At 61.6% G+C, this 24,854-nt stretch carries 26 protein-coding genes, 6 tRNA genes and 1 pseudogene; 22 read left to right on the top strand and 11 right to left on the bottom strand.

All coding sequences use genetic code 11. The features are described from left to right. Positions 1-7 precede the first annotated feature (7 nt). The 3 genes from ACQ4MM_RS11030 to ACQ4MM_RS11040 all read left to right on the top strand — a co-directional run bounded on the left by ACQ4MM_RS11030 (position 8) and on the right by ACQ4MM_RS11040 (position 2,886). Entirely contained in the window at positions 8-1,087 is a 1,080-nt protein-coding gene (locus ACQ4MM_RS11030; RefSeq protein WP_431477410.1) for a protein-glutamate methylesterase/protein-glutamine glutaminase, read from the top strand. A gap of 121 nt (positions 1,088-1,208) precedes the next feature. Further along, positions 1,209-1,598: a chemotaxis response regulator CheY gene (gene cheY, locus ACQ4MM_RS11035; RefSeq protein ID WP_028104141.1), complete on the top strand. Its 390-nt coding sequence runs from the start codon at positions 1,209-1,211 to the stop codon at positions 1,596-1,598. Between the two features lie 76 nt (positions 1,599-1,674). Next, positions 1,675-2,886 carry an EAL and HDOD domain-containing protein gene (locus tag ACQ4MM_RS11040; RefSeq protein ID WP_431477411.1) on the top strand — a complete coding sequence of 404 codons (1,212 nt, stop codon included), beginning with the start codon at positions 1,675-1,677 and terminating at the stop codon, positions 2,884-2,886. Positions 2,887-2,935: 49 nt separating this feature from the next. Here the strand turns inward: ACQ4MM_RS11040 and ACQ4MM_RS11045 are convergent, their stop codons facing one another. The 5 genes and pseudogenes from ACQ4MM_RS11045 to ACQ4MM_RS11065 all read right to left on the bottom strand — a co-directional run. Next, positions 2,936-4,900, bottom strand: coding sequence for an LTA synthase family protein (locus tag ACQ4MM_RS11045; protein ID WP_431477412.1), 1,965 nt, complete (start codon positions 4,898-4,900; stop codon positions 2,936-2,938). Positions 4,901-4,904: 4 nt separating this feature from the next. After that, positions 4,905-5,708 carry a hypothetical protein gene (locus ACQ4MM_RS11050; RefSeq protein WP_431477413.1) on the bottom strand — a complete coding sequence of 268 codons (804 nt, stop codon included), beginning with the start codon at positions 5,706-5,708 and terminating at the stop codon, positions 4,905-4,907. After that, entirely contained in the window at positions 5,702-6,355 is a 654-nt protein-coding gene (locus ACQ4MM_RS11055; protein ID WP_431477414.1) for a hypothetical protein, read from the bottom strand. The genes ACQ4MM_RS11050 and ACQ4MM_RS11055 overlap by 7 nt, the downstream gene beginning before the upstream one ends. Further along, on the bottom strand, positions 6,352-6,870 hold the full coding sequence (locus tag ACQ4MM_RS11060) for an exo-alpha-sialidase (protein ID WP_431477415.1): 519 nt from the start codon (positions 6,868-6,870) through the stop codon (positions 6,352-6,354). The genes ACQ4MM_RS11055 and ACQ4MM_RS11060 overlap by 4 nt, the downstream gene beginning before the upstream one ends. A 70-nt stretch (positions 6,871-6,940) precedes the next feature. After that, positions 6,941-7,285, bottom strand: a pseudogene (locus ACQ4MM_RS11065) (exo-alpha-sialidase); the annotation flags it as partial. Between ACQ4MM_RS11065 and ACQ4MM_RS11070 the strand changes: the two are divergent. Then, positions 7,260-7,607, top strand: coding sequence for a hypothetical protein (locus ACQ4MM_RS11070; RefSeq protein ID WP_431477480.1), 348 nt, complete (start codon positions 7,260-7,262; stop codon positions 7,605-7,607). The pseudogene ACQ4MM_RS11065 and the gene ACQ4MM_RS11070 sit on opposite strands and share 26 nt — an antisense overlap. A gap of 137 nt (positions 7,608-7,744) precedes the next feature. Then, on the top strand, positions 7,745-7,999 hold the full coding sequence (locus ACQ4MM_RS11075) for a hypothetical protein (protein WP_431477416.1): 255 nt from the start codon (positions 7,745-7,747) through the stop codon (positions 7,997-7,999). A 13-nt stretch (positions 8,000-8,012) separates the two neighbouring features. On the opposite strand, the gene panC is transcribed toward ACQ4MM_RS11075, so the two are convergent. The 4 genes from panC to ACQ4MM_RS11095 are packed head-to-tail and all read right to left on the bottom strand — an operon-like array spanning position 8,013 to position 11,072. After that, positions 8,013-8,852 carry a pantoate--beta-alanine ligase gene (panC, locus tag ACQ4MM_RS11080; protein ID WP_431477417.1) on the bottom strand — a complete coding sequence of 280 codons (840 nt, stop codon included), beginning with the start codon at positions 8,850-8,852 and terminating at the stop codon, positions 8,013-8,015. A 9-nt stretch (positions 8,853-8,861) separates the two neighbouring features. Continuing rightward, positions 8,862-9,782: a segregation and condensation protein A gene (locus tag ACQ4MM_RS11085; RefSeq protein ID WP_431477418.1), complete on the bottom strand. Its 921-nt coding sequence runs from the start codon at positions 9,780-9,782 to the stop codon at positions 8,862-8,864. A gap of 21 nt (positions 9,783-9,803) precedes the next feature. Further along, positions 9,804-10,013: a DUF3460 family protein gene (locus tag ACQ4MM_RS11090; RefSeq protein ID WP_431477419.1), complete on the bottom strand. Its 210-nt coding sequence runs from the start codon at positions 10,011-10,013 to the stop codon at positions 9,804-9,806. A gap of 51 nt (positions 10,014-10,064) precedes the next feature. After that, entirely contained in the window at positions 10,065-11,072 is a 1,008-nt protein-coding gene (locus ACQ4MM_RS11095; RefSeq protein ID WP_431477420.1) for a porin, read from the bottom strand. 183 nt (positions 11,073-11,255) lie between these two features. Here ACQ4MM_RS11095 and ACQ4MM_RS11100 point away from each other — a divergent pair, with 183 nt between their 5' ends. The 3 genes from ACQ4MM_RS11100 (at position 11,256) to ACQ4MM_RS11110 (ending at position 13,102) form a co-directional block, all read left to right on the top strand. Further along, positions 11,256-11,435, top strand: a complete 180-nt coding sequence (locus ACQ4MM_RS11100) for a hypothetical protein (protein WP_431477421.1) — start codon at positions 11,256-11,258, stop codon at positions 11,433-11,435. Between the two features lie 29 nt (positions 11,436-11,464). Continuing rightward, entirely contained in the window at positions 11,465-12,367 is a 903-nt protein-coding gene (locus ACQ4MM_RS11105) for a DMT family transporter (protein ID WP_431477422.1), read from the top strand. Positions 12,368-12,595: 228 nt separating this feature from the next. Then, entirely contained in the window at positions 12,596-13,102 is a 507-nt protein-coding gene (locus ACQ4MM_RS11110) for a hypothetical protein (protein WP_431477423.1), read from the top strand. Between the two features lie 33 nt (positions 13,103-13,135). Here the strand turns inward: ACQ4MM_RS11110 and ACQ4MM_RS11115 are convergent, their stop codons facing one another. Then, the gene (locus ACQ4MM_RS11115; RefSeq protein WP_431477424.1) at positions 13,136-13,615 is read right to left on the bottom strand and encodes a GNAT family N-acetyltransferase; all 480 of its coding nucleotides are present in this window, start codon (positions 13,613-13,615) and stop codon (positions 13,136-13,138) included. Positions 13,616-13,617: 2 nt separating this feature from the next. Then, on the bottom strand, positions 13,618-15,768 hold the full coding sequence (gene metG, locus ACQ4MM_RS11120) for a methionine--tRNA ligase (protein ID WP_431477425.1): 2,151 nt from the start codon (positions 15,766-15,768) through the stop codon (positions 13,618-13,620). A gap of 82 nt (positions 15,769-15,850) precedes the next feature. Here metG and apbC point away from each other — a divergent pair, with 82 nt between their 5' ends. The 14 genes from apbC to ACQ4MM_RS11190 all read left to right on the top strand — a co-directional run bounded on the left by apbC (position 15,851) and on the right by ACQ4MM_RS11190 (position 24,852). After that, a complete protein-coding gene (gene apbC, locus ACQ4MM_RS11125) occupies positions 15,851-16,933 on the top strand; it encodes an iron-sulfur cluster carrier protein ApbC (RefSeq protein ID WP_431477426.1) in 1,083 nt (360 codons plus the stop codon). Continuing rightward, positions 16,933-18,024, top strand: coding sequence for a WD40/YVTN/BNR-like repeat-containing protein (locus ACQ4MM_RS11130; RefSeq protein ID WP_431477427.1), 1,092 nt, complete (start codon positions 16,933-16,935; stop codon positions 18,022-18,024). The genes apbC and ACQ4MM_RS11130 overlap by 1 nt, the downstream gene beginning before the upstream one ends. 10 nt (positions 18,025-18,034) lie before the next feature. Continuing rightward, positions 18,035-18,421: a DUF4399 domain-containing protein gene (locus ACQ4MM_RS11135; protein ID WP_431477428.1), complete on the top strand. Its 387-nt coding sequence runs from the start codon at positions 18,035-18,037 to the stop codon at positions 18,419-18,421. 132 nt (positions 18,422-18,553) lie between these two features. Further along, positions 18,554-19,948, top strand: coding sequence for a glutamate--tRNA ligase (gene gltX, locus ACQ4MM_RS11140; RefSeq protein ID WP_431477429.1), 1,395 nt, complete (start codon positions 18,554-18,556; stop codon positions 19,946-19,948). A gap of 75 nt (positions 19,949-20,023) precedes the next feature. Further along, positions 20,024-20,099, top strand: a tRNA-Ala gene (locus tag ACQ4MM_RS11145). Positions 20,100-20,135: 36 nt separating this feature from the next. After that, positions 20,136-20,211, top strand: a tRNA-Glu gene (locus ACQ4MM_RS11150). 26 nt (positions 20,212-20,237) lie between these two features. Beyond that, positions 20,238-20,313: transfer RNA gene (locus ACQ4MM_RS11155), tRNA-Ala, on the top strand. A 38-nt stretch (positions 20,314-20,351) separates the two neighbouring features. After that, positions 20,352-20,427: transfer RNA gene (locus ACQ4MM_RS11160), tRNA-Glu, on the top strand. A gap of 25 nt (positions 20,428-20,452) precedes the next feature. After that, positions 20,453-20,528, top strand: a tRNA-Ala gene (locus ACQ4MM_RS11165). Positions 20,529-20,558: 30 nt separating this feature from the next. Next, positions 20,559-20,634, top strand: a tRNA-Glu gene (locus tag ACQ4MM_RS11170). Positions 20,635-20,747: 113 nt separating this feature from the next. Next, positions 20,748-21,251, top strand: coding sequence for a hypothetical protein (locus tag ACQ4MM_RS11175; protein ID WP_431477430.1), 504 nt, complete (start codon positions 20,748-20,750; stop codon positions 21,249-21,251). Positions 21,252-21,332: 81 nt separating this feature from the next. Next, positions 21,333-22,430 (top strand): cytochrome c oxidase subunit II, encoded by a 1,098-nt coding sequence (locus ACQ4MM_RS11180; RefSeq protein WP_431477431.1) that lies wholly within the window; start codon positions 21,333-21,335, stop codon positions 22,428-22,430. 11 nt (positions 22,431-22,441) lie between these two features. After that, positions 22,442-24,250: a cytochrome c oxidase subunit I gene (gene ctaD, locus ACQ4MM_RS11185; RefSeq protein WP_431477432.1), complete on the top strand. Its 1,809-nt coding sequence runs from the start codon at positions 22,442-22,444 to the stop codon at positions 24,248-24,250. Then, positions 24,247-24,852 (top strand): cytochrome c oxidase subunit 3, encoded by a 606-nt coding sequence (locus ACQ4MM_RS11190; protein WP_431477433.1) that lies wholly within the window; start codon positions 24,247-24,249, stop codon positions 24,850-24,852. The genes ctaD and ACQ4MM_RS11190 overlap by 4 nt, the downstream gene beginning before the upstream one ends. Positions 24,853-24,854: the final 2 nt, after the last annotated feature.

The following is a 24,854-nucleotide window of genomic DNA, read 5'->3' on the forward strand; positions in this document are numbered from 1 at the left end:
GTACACAATGAACAAGATCAAAGTCCTGATTTGCGACGACTCCGCGCTGATCCGCAGCGTGATGAGCGAGATCATCAAGAGCCAGCCGGACATGGAAGTGGTGGGCGTGGCGCCCGATCCGCTGGTGGCGCGCGACCTGATCAAGCAGACCAACCCGGACGTGCTGACGCTGGACGTCGAAATGCCGAAGATGGACGGCCTCGATTTCCTCGAGCGCCTGATGCGCCTGCGCCCGATGCCGGTGGTGATGGTGTCCTCGCTGACCGAGCGCGGTTCCGAAATCACGCTGCGCGCGCTGGAACTGGGTGCGGTGGACTTCGTCACCAAGCCCAAGATTTCGATCCAGTCCGGCATGCGCGAATACGCCGACCTGATCTCCGACAAGATCCGGGCCGCCGCCAAGGCCCGGGTGCGGGCGCGCACGCTGCCTGCGGCCGGCAGCGCCGGCGAAGCAGGCGTGCAGCTGCCGCAATTACGGAACCCACTGATGTCTTCGGAAAAATTGATCATTGTCGGCGCCTCCACCGGCGGCACGGAAGCCATCCGCGAATTCCTGATGCAGATGCCATCGGACTGCCCGGGCATCCTGATCACCCAGCACATGCCGGAGGGCTTCACCAAATCGTTCGCCAAGCGCCTCGATTCGCTGTGCAAGATCTCGGTGATGGAATCGCAGGGCAACGAGCGTGTGCTGCCGGGCCACGCCTATATCGCCCCCGGCCACTCGCACCTGCTGCTGACCCGTTCCGGCGCCAATTACATGACCAAGCTCGACCAGGGCGAGCCGGTCAACCGCCACCGCCCGTCGGTCGATGTGCTGTTCCGTTCCGCGGCCCAGAATGCGGGTAAAAACGCGGTTGGCGTGATCCTGACCGGGATGGGCAAGGACGGTGCCGCTGGCATGCTGGAGATGAAGAACGCCGGGGCGTATAATTTCGCGCAGGATGAAGCGAGCTGCGTGGTGTTCGGCATGCCCCGCGAAGCGATTGCCGTTGGTGCAACGCATGAAGTCGGGGCCTTGCAGGCGCTGCCTGGCATGGTATTGGGTTATCTTGCCCAGCATGGCTCGCGTGCATTGCGCGTTTGACACGGGAATGGCAGTTTTGGGATTGTAAGTTCGCCTTGGAGCAACGAAAATGCTATCCTACAACTTGCTGGTAACACCACTTCAATTAATAACCGCGTAAGTAGAAACAACGGAGCAATTCATGGCTGATCCAAAGATGAAATTTTTGGTTGTTGACGATTTCTCGACGATGCGCCGCATCGTTCGAAATCTCTTGAAAGAACTGGGTTATGCCAACGTGGACGAGGCAGAAGACGGCGTGATGGCGCTGGCAAAACTGCGCGCGGAGCAATTCGACTTCGTGGTGTCCGACTGGAATATGCCGAATATGGATGGCCTGACCATGCTGCAGAACATCCGTGCCGACCCGGCATTGGCCAAACTGCCGGTGCTGATGGTGACCGCCGAGGCCAAAAAGGAAAACATCATCGCGGCGGCACAAGCTGGCGCCAACGGCTATGTGGTGAAACCGTTCACCGCCGCCACCCTGGATGAAAAGCTGAACAAGATTTTCGAAAAGCTCGGCGCTTGATCCCGGCTTTGCAAGTAATTGGCGGCGGCGGCCCTGGCCGCTGCCGTTCCCTCCTGAGTCAAGCATAAGACCACGTATGCATCAGACACATTTCCTGGTTCGTGAACCCCTGCTCGATCCCGAGCAGCGCGTGGTCGGCTACGAACTTACATGGCTGCAGGAAGCTGCTGCCCATGTCCCCACCCTGGAAGAGCTCGAAGGCCTGGTCGGCTTCGTCGCCAGCCAGGTGAACCACCCCGAACACGGCTGGCTGCTGAAGCAGAAAACCCTGTTCCTGCAAGCCGTGCCCGGCATGCTGTCGACCGATTCGATGTTCGACCTGCCGCCCGAGCACACCGTGCTGTCGCTGAAGACGTCCGAATTGGCCAATCCGACCACGCTGGCGGCGGTGCAGGGCCTGCGGGCCGGCGGTGTCGGCATCCTGCTGCGCGAAGCCGACCTGGCGCGCGTGGGCAGCCGGCTGGGCACCATTTGCTCGTACGTCGAAGTACGCTTTACCGGCGCCGATGTGGCCGCCCAAGCGCGCGCCTATTCCCTGCTGAAGACTTCCAATATCCGCATGGTGGGCCGGCCGGTCAGCACCTGGTCCGATTTCGATGCCTGCGCGGCCCTCGGGCTGGATGCCTTTGTCGGCAAGCTGCACCTGACGCCGCGCCCGGGCAGCGAAGGGCAGGGCTTGAATCCGTCGCAGACCATCATCTTGCAGTTGATGCAGATGGTGAATGCCAACGCCGACGTGGCCCAACTGGAAAGCGTGCTGAAGCGCGATGCGGCCCTGTCGTACAAGCTGCTGAAATATATCAATTCGGCCGGTTTCGGTGCCGGCCGCGAAGTGCAGTCGCTGAAGCAGGCGATCCAGCTGCTTGGCTACCAGCCGATGTATCGTTGGCTGACCCTGCTGCTGGCGACCGCTTCCACCTCCGGCTTCTCGCCGGTGCTGCTGGAAACCGCCGTGGTGCGCGGCCGCCTGGCCGAATTGCTGGGCCAGAAGGCGCTGGGCAAGGCTGATGCGGAGAATATCTTCGTGGCCGGCATGTTCTCGCTGCTGGACCGCCTGCTGGGCATCCCGATGAAGGATGTGCTGCAAGAGATCCAGTTGAGCGACGAGGTGGTGAAGGCGCTGCTGACGCGCGGCGGCAAATACGGCCCGTTCTTGGCGCTGGCGGAAGCCTGCGAGCTGAACTCGAACCTGGTCAGCTCGCTGGCCGATTCGCTCTCGCTGTCGCCGGAGGATGTCAACAAGGCCCACCTGTCGGCCCTGGCCTGGACCCAAAGCGTTACCGCCTGAGCGTCCTGGAGCGCCCGGTCCCGGGCGCTCCTCATTTCCCACTGAAGAATTACTTGCTCAAGCGGTAGCGCTGTTCGCGGTACATCAGCGAAGGGGCGATCACATGCGCCATGGCCTGTTCGACCTGTGCTTCGGTCGGCTTGGTGTCGGTCAGCTGCAACTCGCCTTTGGCGAAGTCGTAGCGGCCGATCAGCGGTTCCTGGCTCGGGCGCAGGATGGTCGCGGTATCGCCTTCGAGCCAGGTGAAGTAATTGTCGAACTGCATGATCGCGCGGCCCGGGGTGGTGCTGTCCTTGACGAAGTCGCGCCCGATCATCGGGTGGCTGCTTGAAATGCCGATCATCGACAGCAGGGTCGGGCCCAGGTCGATCTGGCTGGCCAGGGTCGTGATGCGCTTCGGCGCCACGTCCGCACCCAGGATCAGGCCCGGGATATGGAACTTCTTGATCGGCATCAGGCTGTTGCCGTACACCCGGTTGTCGTGGTCGGCCACGATCAGGAACACCGTGTCCTTCCAATAGTCCTGCTTCTTGGCCTCGGCGATGAATTTGCCCAGCGCGTAATCGGCGTACTTGACGGCGTTGTTCACCGTCTGCTTGGCCGGATCGTGCAGTTCGATCTTCCCATCCGGGAATTCAAATGGTTCATGGTTGGAGGAACTGAAGATCAGGCTGAAGAACGGCTTTTTCTGCGCATGCAGCTGCTTGAGGCGTTCCAGCGATTTGTCGAACAGGTCTTCATCGGATGCGCCCCAGCTGCCGACAAATTTCGGCTTCATATCGTCGCGGTCGACCACGTTCTGGAAGCCGTTGCCGGTGAAGAAGCTACGCATATTGTCGAAGTGCGCTTCGCCGCCATACACGAACTCGGTGTGGTAGCCCTGCTTGCCCAGGCCCAGCGCAAGCGTGTAGAAGTTCTGCTGCGCCAGCGAGAGCTTGACGACGCTGCGCGCCGGGGTCGGCGCATAGCCCGCCACCACAGCCTCGATGCCGCGCACCGAACGGGTGCCGGTGGCATACAGTTGCTCGAACCACCAGCCCTCGTTCTTCAGCTTTTCCAGTTCCGGCGTGACGGGCAAGCCCCCCAGCGATTGCACGAAAGTGGCGCCCAGGCTTTCTTCCAGCACGATCACCAGGTTGAGCGGCTTGTCGCGCTGGATTGCGGCTTGCTGCGCATGCAGGGTAGGCAGCTCCGCTTGCGGGAACTGGTAGTCGCGCAGCCACGGGGCAGCGGTCACCGCCGGGAACACTTTTTCGCGCGGGAATTTGCCGTAGATCTCGGAGGAATTGGCTTCCTTGCGCATCGATGCCATCGCGTCGATCACCGACCACGGCGAGTTGATGATCAGCGAGTTCACCATGGCGTCGCCGGTCAGTGCAAAGGTCGCCGGATTGGCCGGACGGTGCTCCGTGGTGGAACGGATCTGGAAGCCCACCAGCAGCACCAGCAGCGGCCAGGTCAGCAGCACCAGCTTGGGCGACCACATCGCCGTGCCGGCGGAGGCCGACTTCAGCAGGCGGAACACCAGCACGCTCAGCAGGACGGTGCCGCTGATGCCGAGAATGACGGCAAGGCGGAAGCCGTTCCACAGCGTGGCGGCGACTTCCTTCGGATAGGACAGGTATTCGATGAACAGGCGGTTCGGCCTGAAATCGTATTGCATGATGAACTGCGGCGTGGACAGTTCCATGAAGATGATGAACAGCAGCCCCAGGCTGGCCCAGCTGATGCTGAACAGCTTCCACGCGCGCGCCGAGTAGCGCTGCGCCAGGAACGGCGCCAGCAACAGCGGCAGCGCCAGCAGGTAGCCGAGCAGGATCAGGTCGGCGCGCACGCCCTGCACCAGCATTTCGCCCAGGATGCCAGTGGCGCTGACGCGCTCCCATTGCCAGGCCGCCAGGCAAAGACGGGAAACCGACAGGATCGCCAGCCCGGCAAGCACCATCTGCACCAGGGTAGCGTAAGGACCGGCCCATTGGGTCAGGCGGGCAAGGCGGGCTGCGACGCGGCTCATGTTGTTAACCCATCATGGCGCCGGCGCCGGCGCTCAGCAGCCACGCGGTCAGCAGCAGGAAAACCATCAGGCAGCTGAACAGTTTATCCACCAGGCGTGCTTCCGCCGTCTGCTGGAAGAGCGCAGGCTGGCTGTAGCCAAAGCCGAGGAAGTAGGCGGCAAAGATGGTGGACATATAGTGCACGGCGCCGAACAGTTCGCCCAGTTCGCCTTTGCGCGGATGCTCGATCAGCACGTGCGACAGCGCCACCAGCACCAGGTAGGCCAGGGAAACCGGCAGCGGCGGCAGGTACACACCGAATTTTTCGACGAAGTTGCGCACGGCAGGGCGGCTACGCGCCAGCAGCGGCAGGATCACGTTGTGGGTCAGGCCGGCCAGCAGGATCATCTTCAGCATGATGGTCTTGTGGATGCTGCCGCCCTTGCCGATGGCCAGGTTATGCAGGTTGGTTTCGCCCTGGCGGTTATTCTGCTGGAAGAATTCGGAAGACTGTACGTGCAGGATGCGCTGGAACCAGCTGATCTCTTCCATCGCCGCCGCGGCGACCAGCAGGCCCAGGCCAAGCATGCCGAGCGTGGCCAGGTCGAAGCCGTTGCGCTTCCAGCGTTCGATAGCGGCAAACACCAGCAGGCCTGCAGTCATGGCAAAGCACAGGAACTGCATCCACTCGACGATGCCGTCCTCGGTCAGCACGCGCATCAGTTGTTCGGGCGACCCCTTCACCGACACTGCCAGGATTAGTACGAATAGATTGATGGCGATTCCGGTCAACAGCACCGGATGCGAATACCATTTACGATTTAACACGAACCTACTCCTTGATTGATTTTGTTCGTTACAAGATTGCGTTGCCGTTTGCGCCAGGCGCGAATCGCGAGCGTCACTACGGCCCAGATCCAGAGCATTGGATCGAGCAGGGCATCCCACAGGTTCCCGGTGGGCAGGCGCAACAAGGTAAACAGGGTGAGGGCGCCCAGCACGGCAAAGGCTTGCGGGCGCGAGCGGCCCTGGATGATCCAGGCCACGCACAGCGCCATGGCAGCCAGCGCAAACAGCGGCGCGCCACGCGGGCCGAAGCCCCAGAAGTATAGCCCGAGCGAGAGCAAGCCCAGCGCATCTAAATAGAGGACGGCGCCAAACAGCGCGATCGCGCCGGCCAGGGCAACCGACAGGCCGCGATTGGCGGGGGCCGGCCACCAGGGGCGGGCCAGGCGCACCAGGCAAAGGCCGACCAGCAAACCGCTTGGCCACTGGAGCGCCAGGGCAATCCAGTAGGCCGGCGAGAATTGTCCGGGCAGCAGCGTCAGCACGGTCATCACGCCCAGCAGCTGGGCGGTAGCGCGCCGCGACAGCTGGCGGGCGGCGGGAAGCAGGCTGACCACCAGGGTTGCCAGCACGATGCCCCAGGCCACCTTGCCGTACGTGCTTTGCAGGAGCAGCTCGGGCAGGATCATTCCGCCCCCCCGTTGAAATCGAGTTCGATCACATGATGGGCGATCGCTTCGCGGCGCGAGGTGTAGGTGATGTGCAGCTCATCGCCGACCTGGTGCAAGTCGGGGTAGGAAAATTCCTCGCCGGCGCTGCCGTGGGCGATGTCGGTCACGGTTGTCCAGTTGCGGCCATCGCTGGTGGTCGACAGGCGCAGCACGTTGCGGTCCGAGCCGCCCGGCAGCACGTGGTTATGCAGCATGGCGATACTGCCATTGCTGAGGCGTAGCGCGCTGAGGGACGTGCTCTGGTTCGGCAGCGGAAGCGCAGGCAGGTCATCCCAGTTGACGCCGCCATCGCTGCTGCGTGCATGCTGCACCCGCTGTTCGCTGCTCGAATCGCGCATCCAGGCATGTACCTCGGAGGCGGAGAACGGGACGATGGCTGGCTGCAGCGTTGAAATGCGGCTGCCGATGCGCGAAATCCAGCGCGGGTCGCCGTTCTGGTCGAAGGCCAGCATCAGCGGGTATTTGATGCCCATCTCGAAATAGGCAGGGAGCAGCCAGCCGCCATCGGCGAGGCCGACCGGGGGTGGTGCGCACCAGCGTGCTGGTATTGAACAGGGGCGACATCGGCAGCACGCGCTTGACCGTGAAACTCTTGCCCAGGTCATCGGATACCATCTGGACCACGCGCGAGGCGGCCCAACCGCCAAGGCCGGTTGCCACCACGAACAGGTTGATGCGCCCTTCGGTGGACGCCCAGGCGACCGGGTTGCCGACACGCCGCACGCCATAGCCCAAAGCGGCCGACAGGGCGTCGCGGCTGGCCACTTCCCAAGGCTGGGCCCATTTACCGTCTTTCCAGTGCGAGGCATAGACTTTCACGTCCGGACCGCTTTCCCGGCTGCCAGCCCACCAGAATGCAGCCATGCTGCCGCCAGGCAGCGGTGTCATGGCGCTGGAGTGGGCGGAAGGAGCGTTGGGTGGCTTCGGCAGCAGCGTGGCGCTGCGGGGAGTGAAGCTGACCTTGCCGGGTTGGGCCGGGGTAACCAGCATGGCCGAACTAGCGTGGCGTGCGCTGATCCAGCGCTTCGATTCGACACCAGTGGCAAGGATCAGGATTGCCAGGCAAAATAGCTTTGCAAAAAGGGACGCGCTGCTGCCACGGTCGTGGGCGCTGTCAGCCGTGGTAATGGCGCTAGCGCCCAACCCGAATTCCATGCTGTTATCCCTCAGTCTGCAAGTGAAAATTCACAAGTGGAGCATCCTACAATAAAGAAAGGGATTGTGGGAATTTTCTGATAAAGCCGGTTGAAGTTCACTTGGATAGTTGCGCCAAATCAACGGTTGGAGTCATTAAGCGGAAATATTGTCTGGGTAGCATCATGAACACGCTCGCTTTCAGGAGGCGCCATGTTCTTCATTCGTTACCGCTGGACGTTGTCGCTCAAGGTACAAATCGCGATTGGCATTGCGCTGGTTGCGGCACTGGCTTCCGCGCATGGCACCAACGCCCAGGCGGAAGAGTTTGCTTTGCTGCACCAGGGGCATTGCCTGCAACAGCCGGGCTCGCCGGCGGTCGAAATCTGTGCAATGCGCACCATCCAGCTGGCTTCGCAATTGCATGGGATGGAATTCGGCGACCAGGTCGCCGAGGCTCTGCGCTGAGGAGTGCGGCCGCTCAGATTTCGAGGTTGTCGATCAGGCGGGTGGTGCCGAGTTTGGCGGCGGCCAGCACCACCAGTTTTTCACCTTGCGCCAGGTCGCCTGCGTTGGGCGGCTGCAGGTCGTTGCGCTTGCGGATCGAGATGTAGTCAGGCTTCCAGCCGCGGCTGGCCAGCTCTTGCATTGCCTTATGCTCCAGCTGGAACACGTCGAGATGGCCGCCGCGCACCTCATCGGCCACCTGGTTCAGTGCGCGGTACAGCGCCGGCGCTTCGGCGCGTTCTTCGGCCGACAGGTACATATTGCGCGAAGACAGGGCCAGGCCATCGTCGGCGCGATAGGTTTCGGCGGCGACGATTTCGGTCGGCATGCCAAGCTGGCGCGCCATATTGCGCACGATCATCAGCTGCTGGTAATCCTTCTTGCCGAACACGGCCACCTTCGGCTGCACGCAGGAGAACAGCTTGGTCACCACGGTGCACACGCCGCCGAAGAAGCCGGGGCGGAACTCGCCTTCCAGCGTATTGCCCAGGCCGTCAGGCGGCTGCACGCGGTATTCCTGCGGCTCCGGGTACATATCCTTTTCGGTCGGCGCGAACAGCACGTAGACGCCTTCCTTCTCCAGCTTCTCCACGTCAGCCTGGAAGGTGCGCGGGTATTTGTCGAAATCCTCATTCGGGCCGAACTGCAGGCGATTCACGAAAATGGAAGCCACCACCGGGTCGCCGTGCTTGCGGGCCAGGCGCATCAGCGACAGGTGACCCTCGTGCAGGTTGCCCATGGTCGGGACGAATGCAGTACGCAACTGGCCACTGAGCTGGTCGCGCAGTTCTTCGATATTGGAGATGATTTTCATAGTTTTTAGTCAGGCAGGCGAATACGCAAGACGCACGTAAATCGGTGCGAATGGCTCCGCCTGGGTAATTTCAATCAGGGTTTCCTTGGCCAGCTCCAGCATCGCGACAAAGTTCACCACCACCACCGGCGGCGGCGATTCCGGGTTGAACAACTCGGTGAATTCGATGAAGCGGCTCGATTGCAGCTTGCGCAGGATGGAGGTCATGTGCTCGCGCACCGACAGCTCCTCACGGGTGATCTTGTGGTGCTGTTTCAGCGTGGCACGCTTCATCAGCATGCGCCAGGCATCCTGCAGGTCCACCACTTCAACTTCCGGCCAGGTCGGCACCAGGCTTTGTTCGATGAAGACCTGGGTGCGCACGAAGTCGCGGCCGACCTGCGGCAGGGTGTTCAGGTCATAGGCGGCCAGCTTGATCTGCTCATATTCGAGCAGGCGGCGCACCAGTTCCGCGCGCGGGTCTTCCGCTTCCACGTCGAGGTCGTGCTGGCGCTGCGGCAGCAGCAGGCGCGACTTGATCTCGATCAGCATGGCCGCCATCAGCAGGTATTCTGCCGCCAGCTCCAGGTTGGTCTTGCGGATCTCTTCGACATAACTCAGGTATTGCAGCGTTACCTGGGCCATCGGGATGTCGAGGATATTGAAGTTCTGCTTGCGGATCAGGTACAGCAGCAAGTCCAGCGGGCCCTCGAACGCTTCGAGGATGACTTCCAGCGCGTCGGGCGGGATATACAGGTCGTTCGGCAGCTTGAGCACCGGCTCGCCATACAGGCGTGCAAAAGCGGCGCCTTCGGCTTCCGCCGGGGCGCTCGCATCGGGTGGCGCATCTTGCGCGCCGCTGCTTGGCCCGCCTGCATCAGGCGGCAAATCCGCGGCGACAGCGAGTTCAGCCTGTTCGGCTTGTTCGTCCACCGCGTCTTTTGGCGACATGCTGTGTGCCGTCCCGGGCTCTTATACCTTGTTCTGGTACACGTAAGCCTGTTGCTTGACTGCCGAAGCCTTGTCACGGGCCTGGTCGTCCAGCGATGTCGAAGGCTTGTCCCACAGGATGGCGCGGCCGGCTTGCTGGCCAGCTTCGATTTCCGCGTTCTTGGCTTTCAGGTCCTTGATGAACAAGGAATGGTCGGACTCGTATTTGTGATTCTGCTTGAGGAATTTCATATCGTGAAAATAACTGGGTTCAGCAACGGGACATTTTACCGTCTTTTCTCGTCAGAAACGATGCCGAATGCCAGCGACGTAGGTATTTCCCTTGCTAGCGTTGCTAATCTTGTCGTACATCAGCACCGCGTACACGTCCGTGCGCGGCGAAAGGTTGTAGTCATAGCCAGCGGCGCCGGTGTCGCGATGGAATTCCGGCACCACCTTGGCCTTCTCGGTCAGGCGCGACCAGGCCACCATCCAGCGTCCTGCCCCGCCATGGGTCGGCACCGTGAAACCGGCGTGCACCGAGTGGGCGTCGCGGTCGCTGAGCTTGGCCTGGTGGTCGGAATAGGAGGCGAACAATTTGATGGCCTTGAAGTCGTAGGACGCGGCGGCAAGGTAACTGCGCTGCTCCGGCACGGCCGCGCCCAGGCCGGGGCCAAAGCGCACGTTCACGCCGCCCAGCGTCACGGCCAGCTCCTTTCCGGCATATTTGGCGACTGCCGCCCAGTTGTTGTTGTGCGCACCGGGCTGTTCGCCCAGCGAGTATTGGGCGACGAAAGTCGTGTCGTGCACCGGGTTCGAGGCGTACTGTATCGAGTTGCTCCAGCCAGTATCGCCCAGTGTCGCATTGCCGCCGGCAGCCGTGTAAATCTGGTTGATCAGCGGCGAAAAACGGGTTGAAGGGCCGAATGGGTTGATCTGGCCGGCCGCCACAAACAAGGGGTTGGCGATGCGCCCCATGCGCACCATGCCGAATCCGCCGGCCAGGCCGACGTTGGCATTGCGGGCAAACATGGCCTCGCCCGGGAAGCGTCCCGCCTCGCCGGTATCGCCGCGGAAGAAGCCTTCGATCTGGAATTGGGCCTTCAAGCCGCCGCCCAGTGCTTCCGTGCCGGAAAAGCCGTAGTAGGAGGTGATCATGCCGCCGCTGTTGACTGCGGTCACGGCCTGCGGCGCGCTGGCAGTGGCGGTGCGGCCGGCGAAGGCGTCGACCACGCCATACACATTGACCTGGGTTTGCGCCGAAGCGGCGACGGGAAGGAGGAGGGTGAGGGCTGGGAGCAGTCGTTTCATGGATACCTTCTTAATATTGTTGTTTAGGCCTCGTACTGCGCCCCCATTGTCACTGCTGCCCAGTTCGGCGACAAGGAAAACTTCCCTAGCCGTGGGCGTGCCGCCACGCCCGTTTGCCAGCGCACAGACCGGCATTGGTGTGCGGCCCACAGTGATGGTTCGATTCCGCCAAAGGAGGCCGCCATGGCTCAGAACAAACAACTCAGCAATCAGAACCGTCAATCCGTGCAGACCGTCGAGTCCGACCATACCGGCAACAAGGACACTGCCAAACGCAACACCAAGAACGAAGCCTCGCGCACCAAGGCCGGCAGCAGCGAAGGCGCGGGCGGTGGGGCGAAGCAGAAGGCCAAGCGCGGTTAGTTCAGAAATAGCGTATCCTTGCGGGCACCATGAAAGCCCGCACAGCAATACTTCTGACCATTCCGCCACTGCTTTGGGCGGGGAACGCGATCGTGGGGCGCATGGTGGCGCACGATGTGCCGCCGATCATGCTGAACTTCCTGCGCTGGGCGATTGCGTTCGTCCTGTTGCTGCCATTTGCAGGGCCGATTTTCCGGCGCGACAGCGGGCTTTGGGCAAACTGGCAGCGCTTTACGCTGCTGGGCTTGCTCGGCATCGGGCTGTATAACGCGCTGCAGTACCTTGCCCTGCAAAGCTCCACCCCGATCAATGTGACGCTGGTGGCGTCCGGCATGCCGGTGTGGATGATGTTGACCGGCTGGCTTTTCTTTGGCGCCGGCGTGTCGCGGCGCCAGGTTGCCGGGGCGGTCTTGTCGATTGCCGGCGTACTCCTGGTATTGGCACGCGGCGAATGGTCGCATCTGATGGAATTGCGCCTGGTGGCCGGCGATATATTCATGATCCTGGCGACGATCGCCTGGTCTTTATATAGCTGGCTATTAACCCGCACCACCGCCCCGGCTGATATTCGCAGCGATTGGGCGAGTTTCCTGTTGGCGCAGGTGGCATTTGGCGCAGTCTGGTCGGGCTTATTTGCTGCGGGCGAGGCGGCGTTATCCTCCGCGTCGATTAACTGGAGCTGGCCGTTGATTGCCGCATTGGCTTATGTCGCGGTTGGGCCGGCTATTATTGCATTCCGTTGTTGGGGGGCTGGGGTTCAACAGGCCGGGCCGGCGGTAGCGTCTTTCTTCGTGAATTTAACGCCCTTATTTACCGCGCTGCTCTCTTCCTTCATTCTCGGCGATGCGCCGAAAATCTATCACGCGATCGCATTTATCCTGATCGTCGGCGGAATTATTATCTCCTCGGGCCGTGCGACGGCCCGGCGTTGAATCTGATAATTTCAGATCTTTGCCGGAGGTTGCCATGCGTATCCTCGTCCTTGCTGCCCTTGCGGCCGCCATCGCCCTGACTGGCTGCCAGAAGCCGCCGCCCAAGCCCCCTAAACCGATTGCAGCGGCAAGCCAAATAGCGGCCTGAACACGCCAAATGTTGGCGCGCCTGCCGGCGGCGGACTTTTTTGCCGAGGGCGATGCGCGCCCCCCGTTTATAATTTCGGCATGAATGGTTTTCTTTGTGCCGTATTAATGGTCGTTGGCGGGACGATCTTGTGCTTCCTGCCGATTGGTTTGATTTTGCGGGTCACGCTCCCAGCTGCGATTGCCTGGCTTGGATATTTCGCCTATGAACCTGTGCGGCAAGAGGCGGTCCGCGTGGAAGCGAATGGCCGGACTATCGCACCGACCTCGATACGCATTGAATGTTCAGGCAGGTCTGGCAAGGCGCATTACACGTTTAGTGTGGCTGGTGTGGAATATCAGGGCGTCGCGATGCTGCGCCATTGCCCTGCATCCCTCAGTGATGTTGCCCATTTGACGGTAACCTATCAGGCCGATAATCCAGCCATTTTCACGACGCGGCCGGATGCGCCCATTTCGCGCGAAGAGCAGCTGAAGCTGCTGTTGCTATTCTATTTCCCATTTACGTTATTCAGCCTTGCGGCATGGACCAGCGTTGATGAAGCCAGAAGGCCTGCCAAGAAGGTTGCGGGCAAACGCGGAGGGTGAATTCGACGCAAGTCGTACATGCGTCTGCACCCGCTAATGCCGGAGATGGCGCCGCATGACCAGCGGGGCTGGCTCGAGCGGATTGGCGTGGGAGTACTCGAGCTCTTCGGCGAGCGTGAATTCGTAGGCGGTGTAGAAGTCGATCAGCTTCGGCTGGTCGCTGCGCACGGCGAGGCGCAGTTCTTCGATGCCGGCGGCCAGGGCGTGATGGATCACGGCTTCCAGCAGGTGCTGCGAGATGTTGGTGCCGCGGTAACCGGCCACGACACCCATGCGCAGGATTTCCCACACGTCGGGTTCCGCGTCGAGCGGCAGCCAGCGCACGGAACCGATCGGGGTTTCGCCGTCGAGCAAAATAAAACCGCCGCCGTCGCGCAAGTGGTCGGCGACGTAGACGGCGGTTTCACGGTGTCCGCTGGAGGTGACGCTGACCTTGCCGGCCCACGCTTTGCGTGTGAGCTCGGCGATCAGGGGCGCATCTTCAGCAGTCGCTTCGCGAACGATTATGTCCATGCTTAACGGACACGCATGCCTGGCTCGGCGCCAGGCCACGGATTCAGCACATAGATGCCTGGATTGGCTTTCTCATCCTTGGCGGACGCCGCCAGCACCATGCCTTCGGACACGCCGAACTTCATTTTGCGCGGCGCCAGGTTGGCGACCATCACGGTCAGCTTGCCGACCAGGTCTTCTGGCTGGTACATCGATTTGATGCCGGAGAAGACGTTGCGGTAGCGGCCTTCGCCTACGTCCAGCGTCAGGCGCAGCAGTTTGCCGGCACCTTCCACGTGTTCGCAGTTGACGATCCTGGCGATGCGCAGGTCGATCTTGGAGAAGTCGTCGATCGAGATTTCAGGCGCCAGTTCTTCGATGTCGCCGGCGGCTGGAGCCTCAAGCGCTGGCGCTGCTTCGACAGCGGCGGCTGGCGCCGGAGCGGATGCGGTTTGCTGAGCAGGTGCATCGAACAGGTCTTCGATCATCTTGGCATCGACACGGGTCATCAGGTGGCTGTAGGCGCCGATCGTACGGCCCAGCATCGGTTGCCATGCGGCGCCGGATGCGACCGAGGTATCGGCCCAGCTGTAGGCGGCATCGTTCAGGAAGGCACGCACATTGGTGGCCACGCCAGGCAATACCGGCGACAGCAGGACGGTCAACTGGCGGAACAGGATCAGGGCAGCGGTGCAGACGTCGTGCAGCTCGGCGACCTTGGTTTCGTCCTTGGCCAGGATCCATGGCTTGTTCTCGTCGACGAAGCGGTTGGCCACGTCGGCGATTTCCATGATTTCACGCAGGGCCTTGCCGAATTCGCGCGCTTCGAAGTTGGCGGCGATGGAAGCCTGGCGCTCGGAACCGTCTTCGGCCACCAGGGCCTTCTTGATCCATTCCTGCGAAGAGGCGGACAGTTCGGAGGCCAGCTTGCCGTCGAACTTCTTGGCGATGAAGCCCGCGCAACGCGAAGCGATGTTGACGAACTTGCCGATCAGGTCCGAGTTCACACGCGCCACGAAGTCGTCGCCGGTGAAGTCCAGGTCTTCGACGCGGGAATTCAGCTTGTAGGCCAGGTAGTAGCGCAGCCACTCCGGATTCATGCCCAGGTTCAGGTAGCGCAGCGGCGAAATGCCGGTGCCGCGCGACTTGGACATTTTTTCGTTGTTCACGGTCAGGTGGCCGTGCACGGCAACCTTCATGCGGTCGATGGTCGGGTGCTTGGCGAATTCCAGCATGGCAGGCCAGAACAGCAGGTGGAAGGACACGATATCCTTGCCGATGAAGTGGATCTGCTCCGTGCCCGGATCGGCCAGCAGCGCGTCGTAGTCGAGGCCCTTCTTGCCGCAGTAGTTCTTCAGCGAAGCCAGGTAGCCGACCGGAGCGTCCAGCCAGACGTAGAAATATTTGTTTGGTGCATCCGGGATCGGGATGCCGAAGTAGGGCGCGTCACGCGAGATATCCCAGTCCGCCAGCTTTTCGCCGGCTTCGCCGAGCCACTCGGAAACCTTGTTCACCATCTCCGGCTGCAAACGGCCCGGGGTGTTCAGCCAGCCGCGCAGGAACTCGAAGCAGCGCGGGTCGGACAGCTTGAAGAAGTACTGTTCCGAAGGCTTCAGGATCGGGGTGGCGTTGGTGAAGACCGAGAACGGGTTAATCAGCTCGGTCGGCTGGTAAGCCGCGCCGCACACTTCGCAGTTGTCGCCGTATTGGTCCTTGGCGTGACACTTCGGGCACTCGCCTTTGATGTTGCGGTCGGCCAGGAACATGCCCTTGACCGGGTCGAAGAAGCGGTCAACGGTCTTGGTCTGGATCAGGCCGGCGTCGCGCAGCTTGCGGTAGATACCCTGGGACAGTTCCACGTTTTCAGGCGAATCGGTGGAGTACCAGTTGTCGAAGGCGATATGGAAGCCGTCCAGGTACTGCGGGCGGCCGGCGGCGATCTTGGCCACGAATTCCTGCGGGGTGATGCCTTCCTTTTCAGCGGCGATCATGATCGGGGTGCCGTGGGTGTCATCGGCGCCCACGAAATGCACCTCGCGCAAACCGTCGCCTTCGGCCTGCATTCGCTGAAAACGGACCCAGATGTCGGCCTGGATGTACTCCATCATGTGGCCGATGTGGAAGGCAGCGTTTGCGTATGGCAGGGCAGTGGTGACGAACAGCTTGCGAGTCATAATTGATGCGCTTGTAAGGTGGATAAAAAGAGCATTTTACCAGTGGATGCGCTAGACTGCGCCATCACCAATGGAGAATTGCATGAGTATCACTGTAGATGACGTCAAATCAGCACTGTCCAAAGTAATTGACCCTAATAGTAATAAGGACTTTGTCTCCTCCAAGTCGGTCCGCAACCTGAAGGTGGAAGGCGGGGAAATCAGCCTGGATATCGAGCTGGGTTATCCGGCCAAGTCGCAAATCGAGTCGATCCGCGCCAACGTGCTGGCTGCCTTGCAGCCGCTGGGCGCAAAGGTCAACCTGAACGTGGCCAGCAAAATCATTTCGCACAGCGTGCAGCGCGGCTTGAAGCTGATGCCGAACGTGAAGAATATCATTGCCGTCGCTTCCGGCAAGGGCGGCGTCGGCAAGTCCACCACCGCCGTCAACCTGGCGCTGGCGCTGGCTGCCGAAGGCGCCTCGGTCGGCGTGCTGGATGCCGACATTTACGGCCCGTCGCAGCCGATGATGCTGGGCGTTTCCGGTCGTCCGACCACGTCCGACGGCAAGACCATGGACCCGATGGAAGGCCATGGCATCCAGGTTTCCTCGATCGGCTTCCTGATCGACCCGGACGAACCGATGGTGTGGCGTGGCCCGATGGTGACCCAGGCCTTGCAGCAACTGCTGGAGCAGACCAACTGGCGCGACCTGGATTACCTGATTGTCGACATGCCGCCTGGTACCGGCGACATCCAGCTGACACTGTCGCAGAAAGTGCCGGTGACCGGCGCCGTGATCGTGACCACGCCGCAGGACATCGCGCTGCTCGATGCACGCAAGGGCCTGAAGATGTTCGAAAAAGTCGGCATCCCGATCCTGGGTGTGGTGGAGAACATGAGCACCCATATCTGCTCGAACTGCGGTCATGTTGAAGAAATCTTCGGCCATGGCGGCGGCGAGAAAATGTGCGCCGACTTTGGCGTCGACTTCCTCGGTGCGCTGCCGCTGAAGCTGGCGATCCGCGAGCAGGCCGACTCCGGCAAGCCGACCGTTGTCGCCGAGCCGGATGGCGCCGAAGCGGCGATCTACAAGGCGATCGCACGCAAGGTGGCAGTGAAGGTGGCCGAGAAGGCCAAGGATTTGAGCAGCAAGTTCCCTAGCATCGTTATCAAGCACGACTGATGCGAAGCGCGCTCCCACGCGCGGCAATTGCCGCACTGGCCGGCCTGGCAGCCTTGGCAGGCTGCTCGACGCTGCCTCCGGTTGCCGAATCGGCCGTGCCAGCGCGCGTGGCGGCGTGGGCGCCGCAGCAGCACGCGGCGACGGCCGAATTGCGCGGCCTGTCCGTGCTGAGCGACAAGGTGGCCTGGGCCAGCGGCGCCAAAGGCACGGTGCTGCGTACCGTCGATGGAGAACATTGGACCTTGCTGGCGGTCCCTGGCGCGGAAGCTTTCGACTTCCGCGACGTCGAAGCGTTTGACGCCCAAACCGCAATCGTGATGGGTGCCGGCCCCGGCGCCGCATCGCGCATGTACCGCACGCGGGATGGCGGTGCCACCTGGCAGCTGCTGGTGGTGAATCAGGATGCGGAAGGGTTCTGGGATGCCATGGCGTTCTGGGACGCGCGCAACGGCATGGTTTTCGGTGACCCGGTGCGCGGCGCCTTCCAGATCCTGTTGACGACGGACGGCGGCGAAAGCTGGCAGCCCGCGAATGATCCGCAAGGCCTGGCAGCGTTGCCGCAAGAGGGCGCGTTTGCCGCCAGCGGCACCTGCCTGAGCGTCGGTGCGGACGGCAATGCCTGGTTCGTCACGGGCGGCGCCGCGCAGGCGCGGGTGTTCCGCTCGGCCAACCGCGGACAGAGCTGGCAGCCGGCCACGCTGCCGATTCCGGCTGCAGCGGCAAGCAAGGGCGCTTTCTCGGTAGGCTTTGCCGGCAGCGGACATGGGCTGATTGCTGGCGGCGATTATAAAGAACCCGCGCTGGGCACCCTGAACGGCGCGCTCAGCAGCGACGGCGGCGCGGTCTGGTCGCCGGCGCAGATCCTGCCGACGGGTTTCATGTCGGCCGTGGCGCCCATTCCAGGGACGCGCAACAGCTTCGTCGCCGTCGGCCTGGCCGGTTCCGGTTACACCCGGGACGGCGGCAAAAGCTGGACAATTATCGAGAAGGAAACGAAACTGAATGCCGTTGGTTTTTCCGCCACCGGTGCTGGATGGGCAGTCGGGCCGAAAGGCTTGATCGTCAAGTACGCAGGACCCCCTCTAAGATAAGGAGACAGACATGCAGAAGATTCTGGCGGCACTCGCAATGGCCCTGGTTGCCGGCGCTGCGGCAGCGCAAACGGTGGACTTCACCGAGCCCAAGAATGGCGCAGTAGTCAGCAGCCCGTTCAAGGTCAAATTCGCCGTCACCGGGATGGAAGTGAAGCCAGCCGGCAGCATGGACAGCAATACCGGCCACCACCACCTGATCATCAACGGCGACAGCATGAAAGTCGGCGAATCGATTCCCTTCGACGAAAAGCACCTGCACTTCGGCAAAGGCCAGACCGAAACCGACGTCACCCTGCCGCCAGGCAACTACAAACTGACCATGCAGTTTGCCAACGGCGCCCACCAAAGCTACGGCCCCGGCCTGTCGAAATCCATCACCGTCACTGTTAAGTAAAAAGTCGGGGTCAGCTCCGGCAATCGGACATTTTGCTCTGCGCGAAGCGCAAAGCTCCTCGAGAAGCCGGAGCTGACCCCGACTTTCATTCCGGTAGAATAGCGCCTTTACATTTTCTGCATTCAATTCGAAATGACTCAAGTCCGTACCCGTTTCGCTCCGAGCCCGACTGGTTTCCTGCACGTCGGCGGCGCGCGCACTGCGCTGTATTCCTGGGCCTTCGCCCGCCACTTCGGCGGTACCTTCGTGCTGCGTATCGAGGATACCGACCTGGAGCGTTCGACCCCGGAAGCCGTGCAAGCTATCCTGGACGGCATGAAATGGCTGGGCCTGGACCACGACGAAGGCCCGTTCTACCAGATGCAGCGCATGGACCGCTACCGCGAAGTGGTGGCGCAAATGCTGAACGAGGGCACCGCCTACCATTGCTATTCGTCGCCGGAAGAGGTGCAGGCCATGCGCGACAAGGCCACCGAAGCCGGCGAAAAGCCGCGCTACGACGGTACCTGGCGTCCGGAAGAGGGCAAGACCCTGCCGGCCATTCCGGCCGACCGCAAGCCTGTGGTGCGCTTCAAGAACCCGCTGGATGGCGACGTGACCTGGAACGACGTGGTCAAGGGCACCATCACCATCGCCAACAAGGAACTGGATGACCTGGTCATCGCCCGTCCTGACGGCACCCCGACCTACAACTTCTGCGTGGCAGTCGATGACTGGGACATGAAGATCACCCACGTGCTGCGCGGCGACGACCACGTGAACAACACCCCGCGCCAGATCAACATCCTGCGCGCGATCGGCGCCGAGCTGCCGCAATACGGCCACCTGCCGATGATCCTGGGTTCCGACGGCGCCAAGCTGTCCAAGCGCCACGGCGCCGTGAGCGTGATGGAATACCCGGCCCAGGGTTACCTGCCGGAAGCCATGCTGAACTACCTGGCCCGCCTGGGCTGGTCGCACGGCGACGACGAGCTGTTCTCGATGGAGCAGTTCTGCCAGTGGTTCAACCTGGAGAGCCTGACCGCTTCGCCGGCCCAGTTCAACTACGACAAACTGGCATGGGTCAACAACCACTGGATCAAGCAGTCCGACAATACCCGCCTGGCGGAACTGGTCACGCCCAAGCTGCTGGCCGAAGGCGGCAGCCTGGAAGGTGCGCCTGAGCTGCCCTTGGTGCTGGCGCTGTTGAAAGACCGCACCAATACCATCAACGAACTGGCTGAAGCGGCAATGCTGTTCTACCGCGCGCCAAACCCGGATGCCGCACTGATGACCCAGCATTACACCGATGCCGTCAAGCCAGCCGTGGCCGACTTCGCCGCGCGTATCGCGACCGTCGAGTGGACCAAGGAAGCCATCGCCGCCATGATCAAGGAAGTGCTGGCCGCGCACGGCCTGAAGATGCCTCAGCTGGCCATGCCGCTGCGCCTGATGGTGGCCGGCCAACTGCAGACTCCGGCGATCGATGCCGTGCTGCAATTGTTCGGACGCGACACCGTGGCAGCCCGCCTGGCCAAGTTTGCGTAAATATTTTCGACAATCTTGCAATTTGGCATTTGCATTTTAAAAAAGGGCTGCTATACTTCTGTCTCCTTGCAAAACGGGGGTATAGCTCAGCTGGGAGAGCGCTTGCATGGCATGCAAGAGGTCAGCGGTTCGATCCCGCTTACCTCCACCAGTTTTGCGAAGGAAAAGCAGTAAAAGTTAGTCCAGGGTCCCCATCGTCTAGAGGCCTAGGACATCACCCTTTCACGGTGAGTACCGGGGTTCGAATCCCCGTGGGGACGCCAAGAGCAGTAACAATCTGTGCCAGCATGGGGGTATAGCTCAGCTGGGAGAGCGCTTGCATGGCATGCAAGAGGTCAGCGGTTCGATCCCGCTTACCTCCACCAACGCGGCAGAGATTGAGTAGTAACGGAAAGTCCATATGGTCCCCATCGTCTAGAGGCCTAGGACATCACCCTTTCACGGTGAGTACCGGGGTTCGAATCCCCGTGGGGACGCCAGCTTTTCGCATTATGTTGTGCCCAGGGGGGTATAGCTCAGCTGGGAGAGCGCTTGCATGGCATGCAAGAGGTCAGCGGTTCGATCCCGCTTACCTCCACCAACAAGGCACAACGTAGCAATAGTCCAACAGGTCCCCATCGTCTAGAGGCCTAGGACATCACCCTTTCACGGTGAGTACCGGGGTTCGAATCCCCGTGGGGACGCCACAATTCTTCTTACTTCCATTTAAGCCTGCCTAAAAAACGTGCAAGCTTAACTCCTTTGCATCTTCGTGGTTTGCGTACTAATATGAGTTACGGACCCTGCACAGGAGGAACTCATGGAACTTCGCGTGTTGCAATCGCATCGCTGGGTGGCGCGCCAGGCTGACTGGACGGCCGCAGCCATCGCCGGTTTCGGAGCCGGCGGTATCCTGATGTTGATGGAGTTGATGTGGGCCACCGTGCAAGGCGGTGACCGATGGCTGACAACCCGGATGGTAGCGGCGATGGTCATGGGCTGGGAGGTGCTGCAAACTTCCGGCTACGACCTGACAGTCGTGATCGCAGCGCTGGCAGTCCACTATATCCTCGGTATTACTTTCGCCATGATGCTGGCGGCCATCATCGCACCATTCCAGCTCGATTCGAGCCTGGGCCTGGTGACCCTGGTCGGCGCAGCCTTCGGCGTGCTGCTGTATGTGCTGAATTTCTACGGCATGTCCGGCGCCTTCACCTGGTTTGCCGAGTTGCGAGGGTGGGCCACTTTTGGCGCCCACGTCATCTTTGGCGCCTGCTGTGCAATGTTCTACCGCATGTTGGAGAGGCCAGAAAAACGCGAGTGAATAAGCCTTAGCAAGTGCGCCCCGCCATCGAGCGGGGCGTAGCCGTGTGTAGTTTTCCCATAACTAACCGGGCTTATCATTATGGCGTTGGCAATCTCCCTTATTCTGATTGTTCTTGGCGCGATTATTTTTCACTGGCTCAGCCCATGGTGGCTGACTCCCATAGCCTCCAACTGGCAGGCGATGGACGATGCCCTGATGATCACGCTCGTGATCTGCGCCGCTCTCTTCATCATCATTCACCTGTTTGTCGCTTACGCCGTGGTCAAGTTCCGCCACCGCGAGGGGCATCGTGCCGCGGCGGAGTCGCATAACCGCAAGCTGGAGTGGTGGCTGATCGGCGCCACCTCGCTTGGTATCGTGGCGATGCTGGCGCCGGGCCTGCATGTGTATGCGAAGCTGATCGACCCGCCGCCGAATGCCAGCGTGTTCGAGGTGATGGGCAAGCAATGGGACTGGCATTTCCGCTTGCCGGGCAAGGACAGCAGGCTTGGCGTGACGGATGTGCGCTTCATTAATGCCACCAACCCTTTCGGCATCGATCCACAAGACCCGGCCGGGCAGGATGATGTGCTGGTCGACGGCAGCGAAATCCACATTCCCCTCAACCAGCCGGTCAAAGTGCTGCTGCGCGCACAGGACGTGCTGCACGATTTCTATGTGCCGCAATTTCGCACCCGCATGAATATGGTGCCGGGGCTGGTGACCCAGTTCTGGCTGACGCCAACCCAGGCCGGGCGCTTCGAAGTGCTGTGCGCCCAGCTTTGCGGGGTGGGGCACTCGAATATGCGCAGCGCGGTGGTGGTCGAGGAGCAGGCCGTCTACGATGCCTGGCTGGCGAAGCAGCCGACTTTCAGCGGTCATGGCGCGGTCGGTGGTGTCGGCGGACCGGCGGAACCGGGCAAGCAGGGCAGGCTGATCGCGCAATCGAAAGGCTGCGTGGCCTGCCATAGCGTGGACGGTGCGCCGGGCGTTGGCCCGAGCTGGAAAGGCCTGTTTGGCAAGCAGGAAACGCTGGAAGGCGGCGCCACCATCGCAGTGGACGAGGCTTACCTGAAGCAGTCCATCAACGACCCCAAGGCCAAAGTGGTCAAGGGCTTCCCGAACATCATGCCGCCCAATCCGCTAAGCGATGAGGAAATGGCGGCGATGATCGACTACATCAAGACTGTACGCTGAGGAGACCTCGCATGTCTTATGGTGAAGAGCACGGCCACGACGATGAAGGCCATCATGCCCCGCAAAGCTTCTGGACCAAATATGTCTGGAGCCAGGACCACAAGGTTATCGCGATCCAGTACACGCTGACGGCGCTGTTCATCGGCACCGTCGGCCTGATCCTGTCGGACCTGATGCGGCTGCAGCTCGGCTTCCCCGGCAAATTCCAGTTCATCGACCCGAACAGCTATTACCAGTTCATCACCATGCACGGCATGATCATGGTGGTGTACCTGCTGACGGCGCTGTTCCTCGGCGGCTTCGGGAATTACCTGATTCCGCTGATGGTCGGGGCGCGCGACATGGTGTTCCCGTTTCTGAACATGCTCTCCTATTGGTTCTACCTGTTGGCGGTGGTGGTGCTGTGCGCGAGCTTCTTCGTGCCGGGTGGTCCCACGGGCGCCGGCTGGACGCTGTATCCTCCGCAGGCGATCCTGCCCGGCACGCCGGGCGTGGAGTGGGGCATCATCGTGATGCTGGTGTCGCTGGCGATCTTCATTGTTGCGGCAACGATGGGCGGCTTGAACTATGTGACGACGGTGCTGCAGGCGCGCACGCGCGGCATGACCCTGATGCGCATGCCGCTGTCGGTATGGGGTATTTTCGTGGCGACCATCCTGGCGCTGCTGGCATTCCCGGCGCTGTTCGTCAGCGCAGTAATGATGATGTTCGATAAGACGCTGCACACCAGCTTCTTCATGCCGGCCCTGGTCTCGATGGGGCAGCAGCTCGATTACAAAGGCGGCAGTCCGCTGCTGTTCCAGCACCTGTTCTGGTTCTTCGGCCACCCGGAAGTGTACATCGTTGCACTGCCGGCTTTCGGCGTGATCTCGGACCTGATCAGCGTACATGCCCGCAAGTGCATCTTCGGCTACCGCATGATGGTGTGGGCGATCGTGATCATCGGCGCGTTGAGCTTCGTGGTGTGGGCGCACCATATGTACGTCAGCGGCATGCACCCCTGGTTCGGCTTCTTCTTCGCCACCACCACCCTGATCATTGCAGTGCCGACGGCGCTGAAAGTCTATAACTGGACGCTGACACTGTGGCGCGGCGACATCCATATGACGGTGCCGATGCTGTTTGCGCTGGGCTTTATCAGCACTTTCCTGATCGGCGGGCTGACTGGCCTGTTCCTCGGTAACGTCAGTGTCGATATCCCGCTGTCGAATACCTATTTCGTGGTCGCACACTTCCACATGGTGATGGGCGTGTCGCCGGTGCTGGCGGTGTTCGGCGGCCTGTATCACTGGTACCCGAAAGTGACGGGCCGCATGTACAGCGAAACGCTGGGGCAGGCGCACTTCTGGATCACCTTCATCGGCGCTTACGCGATTTTCTTCCCGATGCATTACCTTGGCATTCTCGGCATGCCGCGCCGTTATTACGCTTATGAGAACTATACCTTCATCCCGCAGTCGGCGCATACGCTGAATGCCTTTATCTCGGTGGCGGCGCTGATCGTCGGCGTGGCGCAACTGCTGTTCCTGTGGAACCTGGCGTGGAGCGCGCGCAAAGGCACGGTGGCTGGCGGCAATCCATGGCGCGCCGCCAGCCTGGAGTGGTTCACGCCGCACACGCCACCGGAGCATGGCAACTGGGGTCCTGAACTGCCGTCCGTGCATCGCGGCGCTTACGAATATGGTGTCGACGGACCTGGCGGCGATTACATTCCGCAAAATGCCGGGCCAGAGTACGGGCCGGACCCGCATGCGCCGCCGCCTTCGCATCCTCCGGCGCGCTCGGCCCCGCTGCATGATCCTGCGGAGGTGCCGAAATGAGCGCCAACGCTACGCTGCGCGGCGGCGGTTTTCAAGGTCAGCCCGGCGATGCGCGCCGCATCGGCCTGTGGATCTTCATGGTGGTGGTCACCACCTTGTTCGGCCTGTTCGGCATCGCTTATATGATGCGCGCTGCGTATGAAGACTGGCGGCCGATCGCCTACGTGCCATGGCAACTGTATTGCAGTACCGGCTTGCTGGTGCTGTGCAGCCTGGCGTGGGAGCTGGCGCGGCGCCACGTCGCAGCCGGCCGGCGTGAAGCAGCGCGCAGCACGTCGATTGGCGCGCTGGTGTTGTCGGCGATGTTCGTGCTGTCCCAGCTCTACGCATGGCAGGCGATGACAGCCGCCGACTATGGCGTGGCGGGCAATCCCGCCAACAGCTTCTTCTACCTGATCACCGGCCTGCATGCGTTGCACGTGTTGGGCGGCATGGTGGCGGGCACGTTCGCGCTGCGCCGGGCAGGGGAGGCAATCGGCCTGTGCGCGCAGTACTGGCATTTCCTGTTTGTCCTCTGGCTGGCGGTGTTCGCCTTGCTGTATCTGGTGACGCCGGAGTTTGTCAGGGCCTTCTGCACAACGATAGGCATTCCAGTGAGGTGAGG

Source organism: Massilia eburnea (assembly GCF_050709955.1).
In the GTDB taxonomy this organism is placed as follows: Bacteria; Pseudomonadota; Gammaproteobacteria; order Burkholderiales; family Burkholderiaceae_D; genus Rugamonas; species Rugamonas eburnea_A.

What these genes read in the sequence shown, in the direction of transcription:
- ACQ4MM_RS11030 (WP_431477410.1), top strand. Translation starts at nt 8, where the DNA reads ATGAACAAGATCAAAGTCCTGATTTGCGACGACTCCGCGCTGATCCGC.
- cheY (WP_028104141.1), top strand. Translation starts at nt 1,209, where the DNA reads ATGGCTGATCCAAAGATGAAATTTTTGGTTGTTGACGATTTCTCGACG.
- ACQ4MM_RS11040 (WP_431477411.1), top strand. Translation starts at nt 1,675, where the DNA reads ATGCATCAGACACATTTCCTGGTTCGTGAACCCCTGCTCGATCCCGAG.
- ACQ4MM_RS11045 (WP_431477412.1), bottom strand. Translation starts at nt 4,900, where the DNA reads ATGAGCCGCGTCGCAGCCCGCCTTGCCCGCCTGACCCAATGGGCCGGT.
- ACQ4MM_RS11055 (WP_431477414.1), bottom strand. Translation starts at nt 6,355, where the DNA reads ATGATCCTGCCCGAGCTGCTCCTGCAAAGCACGTACGGCAAGGTGGCC.
- ACQ4MM_RS11060 (WP_431477415.1), bottom strand. Translation starts at nt 6,870, where the DNA reads ATGGGCATCAAATACCCGCTGATGCTGGCCTTCGACCAGAACGGCGAC.
- ACQ4MM_RS11070 (WP_431477480.1), top strand. Translation starts at nt 7,260, where the DNA reads ATGCTGCCGCCAGGCAGCGGTGTCATGGCGCTGGAGTGGGCGGAAGGA.
- ACQ4MM_RS11075 (WP_431477416.1), top strand. Translation starts at nt 7,745, where the DNA reads ATGTTCTTCATTCGTTACCGCTGGACGTTGTCGCTCAAGGTACAAATC.
- panC (WP_431477417.1), bottom strand. Translation starts at nt 8,852, where the DNA reads ATGAAAATCATCTCCAATATCGAAGAACTGCGCGACCAGCTCAGTGGC.
- ACQ4MM_RS11085 (WP_431477418.1), bottom strand. Translation starts at nt 9,782, where the DNA reads ATGTCGCCAAAAGACGCGGTGGACGAACAAGCCGAACAGGCTGAACTC.
- ACQ4MM_RS11090 (WP_431477419.1), bottom strand. Translation starts at nt 10,013, where the DNA reads ATGAAATTCCTCAAGCAGAATCACAAATACGAGTCCGACCATTCCTTG.
- ACQ4MM_RS11095 (WP_431477420.1), bottom strand. Translation starts at nt 11,072, where the DNA reads ATGAAACGACTGCTCCCAGCCCTCACCCTCCTCCTTCCCGTCGCCGCT.
- ACQ4MM_RS11100 (WP_431477421.1), top strand. Translation starts at nt 11,256, where the DNA reads ATGGCTCAGAACAAACAACTCAGCAATCAGAACCGTCAATCCGTGCAG.
- ACQ4MM_RS11105 (WP_431477422.1), top strand. Translation starts at nt 11,465, where the DNA reads ATGAAAGCCCGCACAGCAATACTTCTGACCATTCCGCCACTGCTTTGG.
- ACQ4MM_RS11110 (WP_431477423.1), top strand. Translation starts at nt 12,596, where the DNA reads ATGAATGGTTTTCTTTGTGCCGTATTAATGGTCGTTGGCGGGACGATC.
- ACQ4MM_RS11115 (WP_431477424.1), bottom strand. Translation starts at nt 13,615, where the DNA reads ATGGACATAATCGTTCGCGAAGCGACTGCTGAAGATGCGCCCCTGATC.
- metG (WP_431477425.1), bottom strand. Translation starts at nt 15,768, where the DNA reads ATGACTCGCAAGCTGTTCGTCACCACTGCCCTGCCATACGCAAACGCT.
- apbC (WP_431477426.1), top strand. Translation starts at nt 15,851, where the DNA reads ATGAGTATCACTGTAGATGACGTCAAATCAGCACTGTCCAAAGTAATT.
- ACQ4MM_RS11130 (WP_431477427.1), top strand. Translation starts at nt 16,933, where the DNA reads ATGCGAAGCGCGCTCCCACGCGCGGCAATTGCCGCACTGGCCGGCCTG.
- ACQ4MM_RS11135 (WP_431477428.1), top strand. Translation starts at nt 18,035, where the DNA reads ATGCAGAAGATTCTGGCGGCACTCGCAATGGCCCTGGTTGCCGGCGCT.
- gltX (WP_431477429.1), top strand. Translation starts at nt 18,554, where the DNA reads ATGACTCAAGTCCGTACCCGTTTCGCTCCGAGCCCGACTGGTTTCCTG.
- ACQ4MM_RS11175 (WP_431477430.1), top strand. Translation starts at nt 20,748, where the DNA reads ATGGAACTTCGCGTGTTGCAATCGCATCGCTGGGTGGCGCGCCAGGCT.
- ACQ4MM_RS11180 (WP_431477431.1), top strand. Translation starts at nt 21,333, where the DNA reads ATGGCGTTGGCAATCTCCCTTATTCTGATTGTTCTTGGCGCGATTATT.
- ctaD (WP_431477432.1), top strand. Translation starts at nt 22,442, where the DNA reads ATGTCTTATGGTGAAGAGCACGGCCACGACGATGAAGGCCATCATGCC.
- ACQ4MM_RS11190 (WP_431477433.1), top strand. Translation starts at nt 24,247, where the DNA reads ATGAGCGCCAACGCTACGCTGCGCGGCGGCGGTTTTCAAGGTCAGCCC.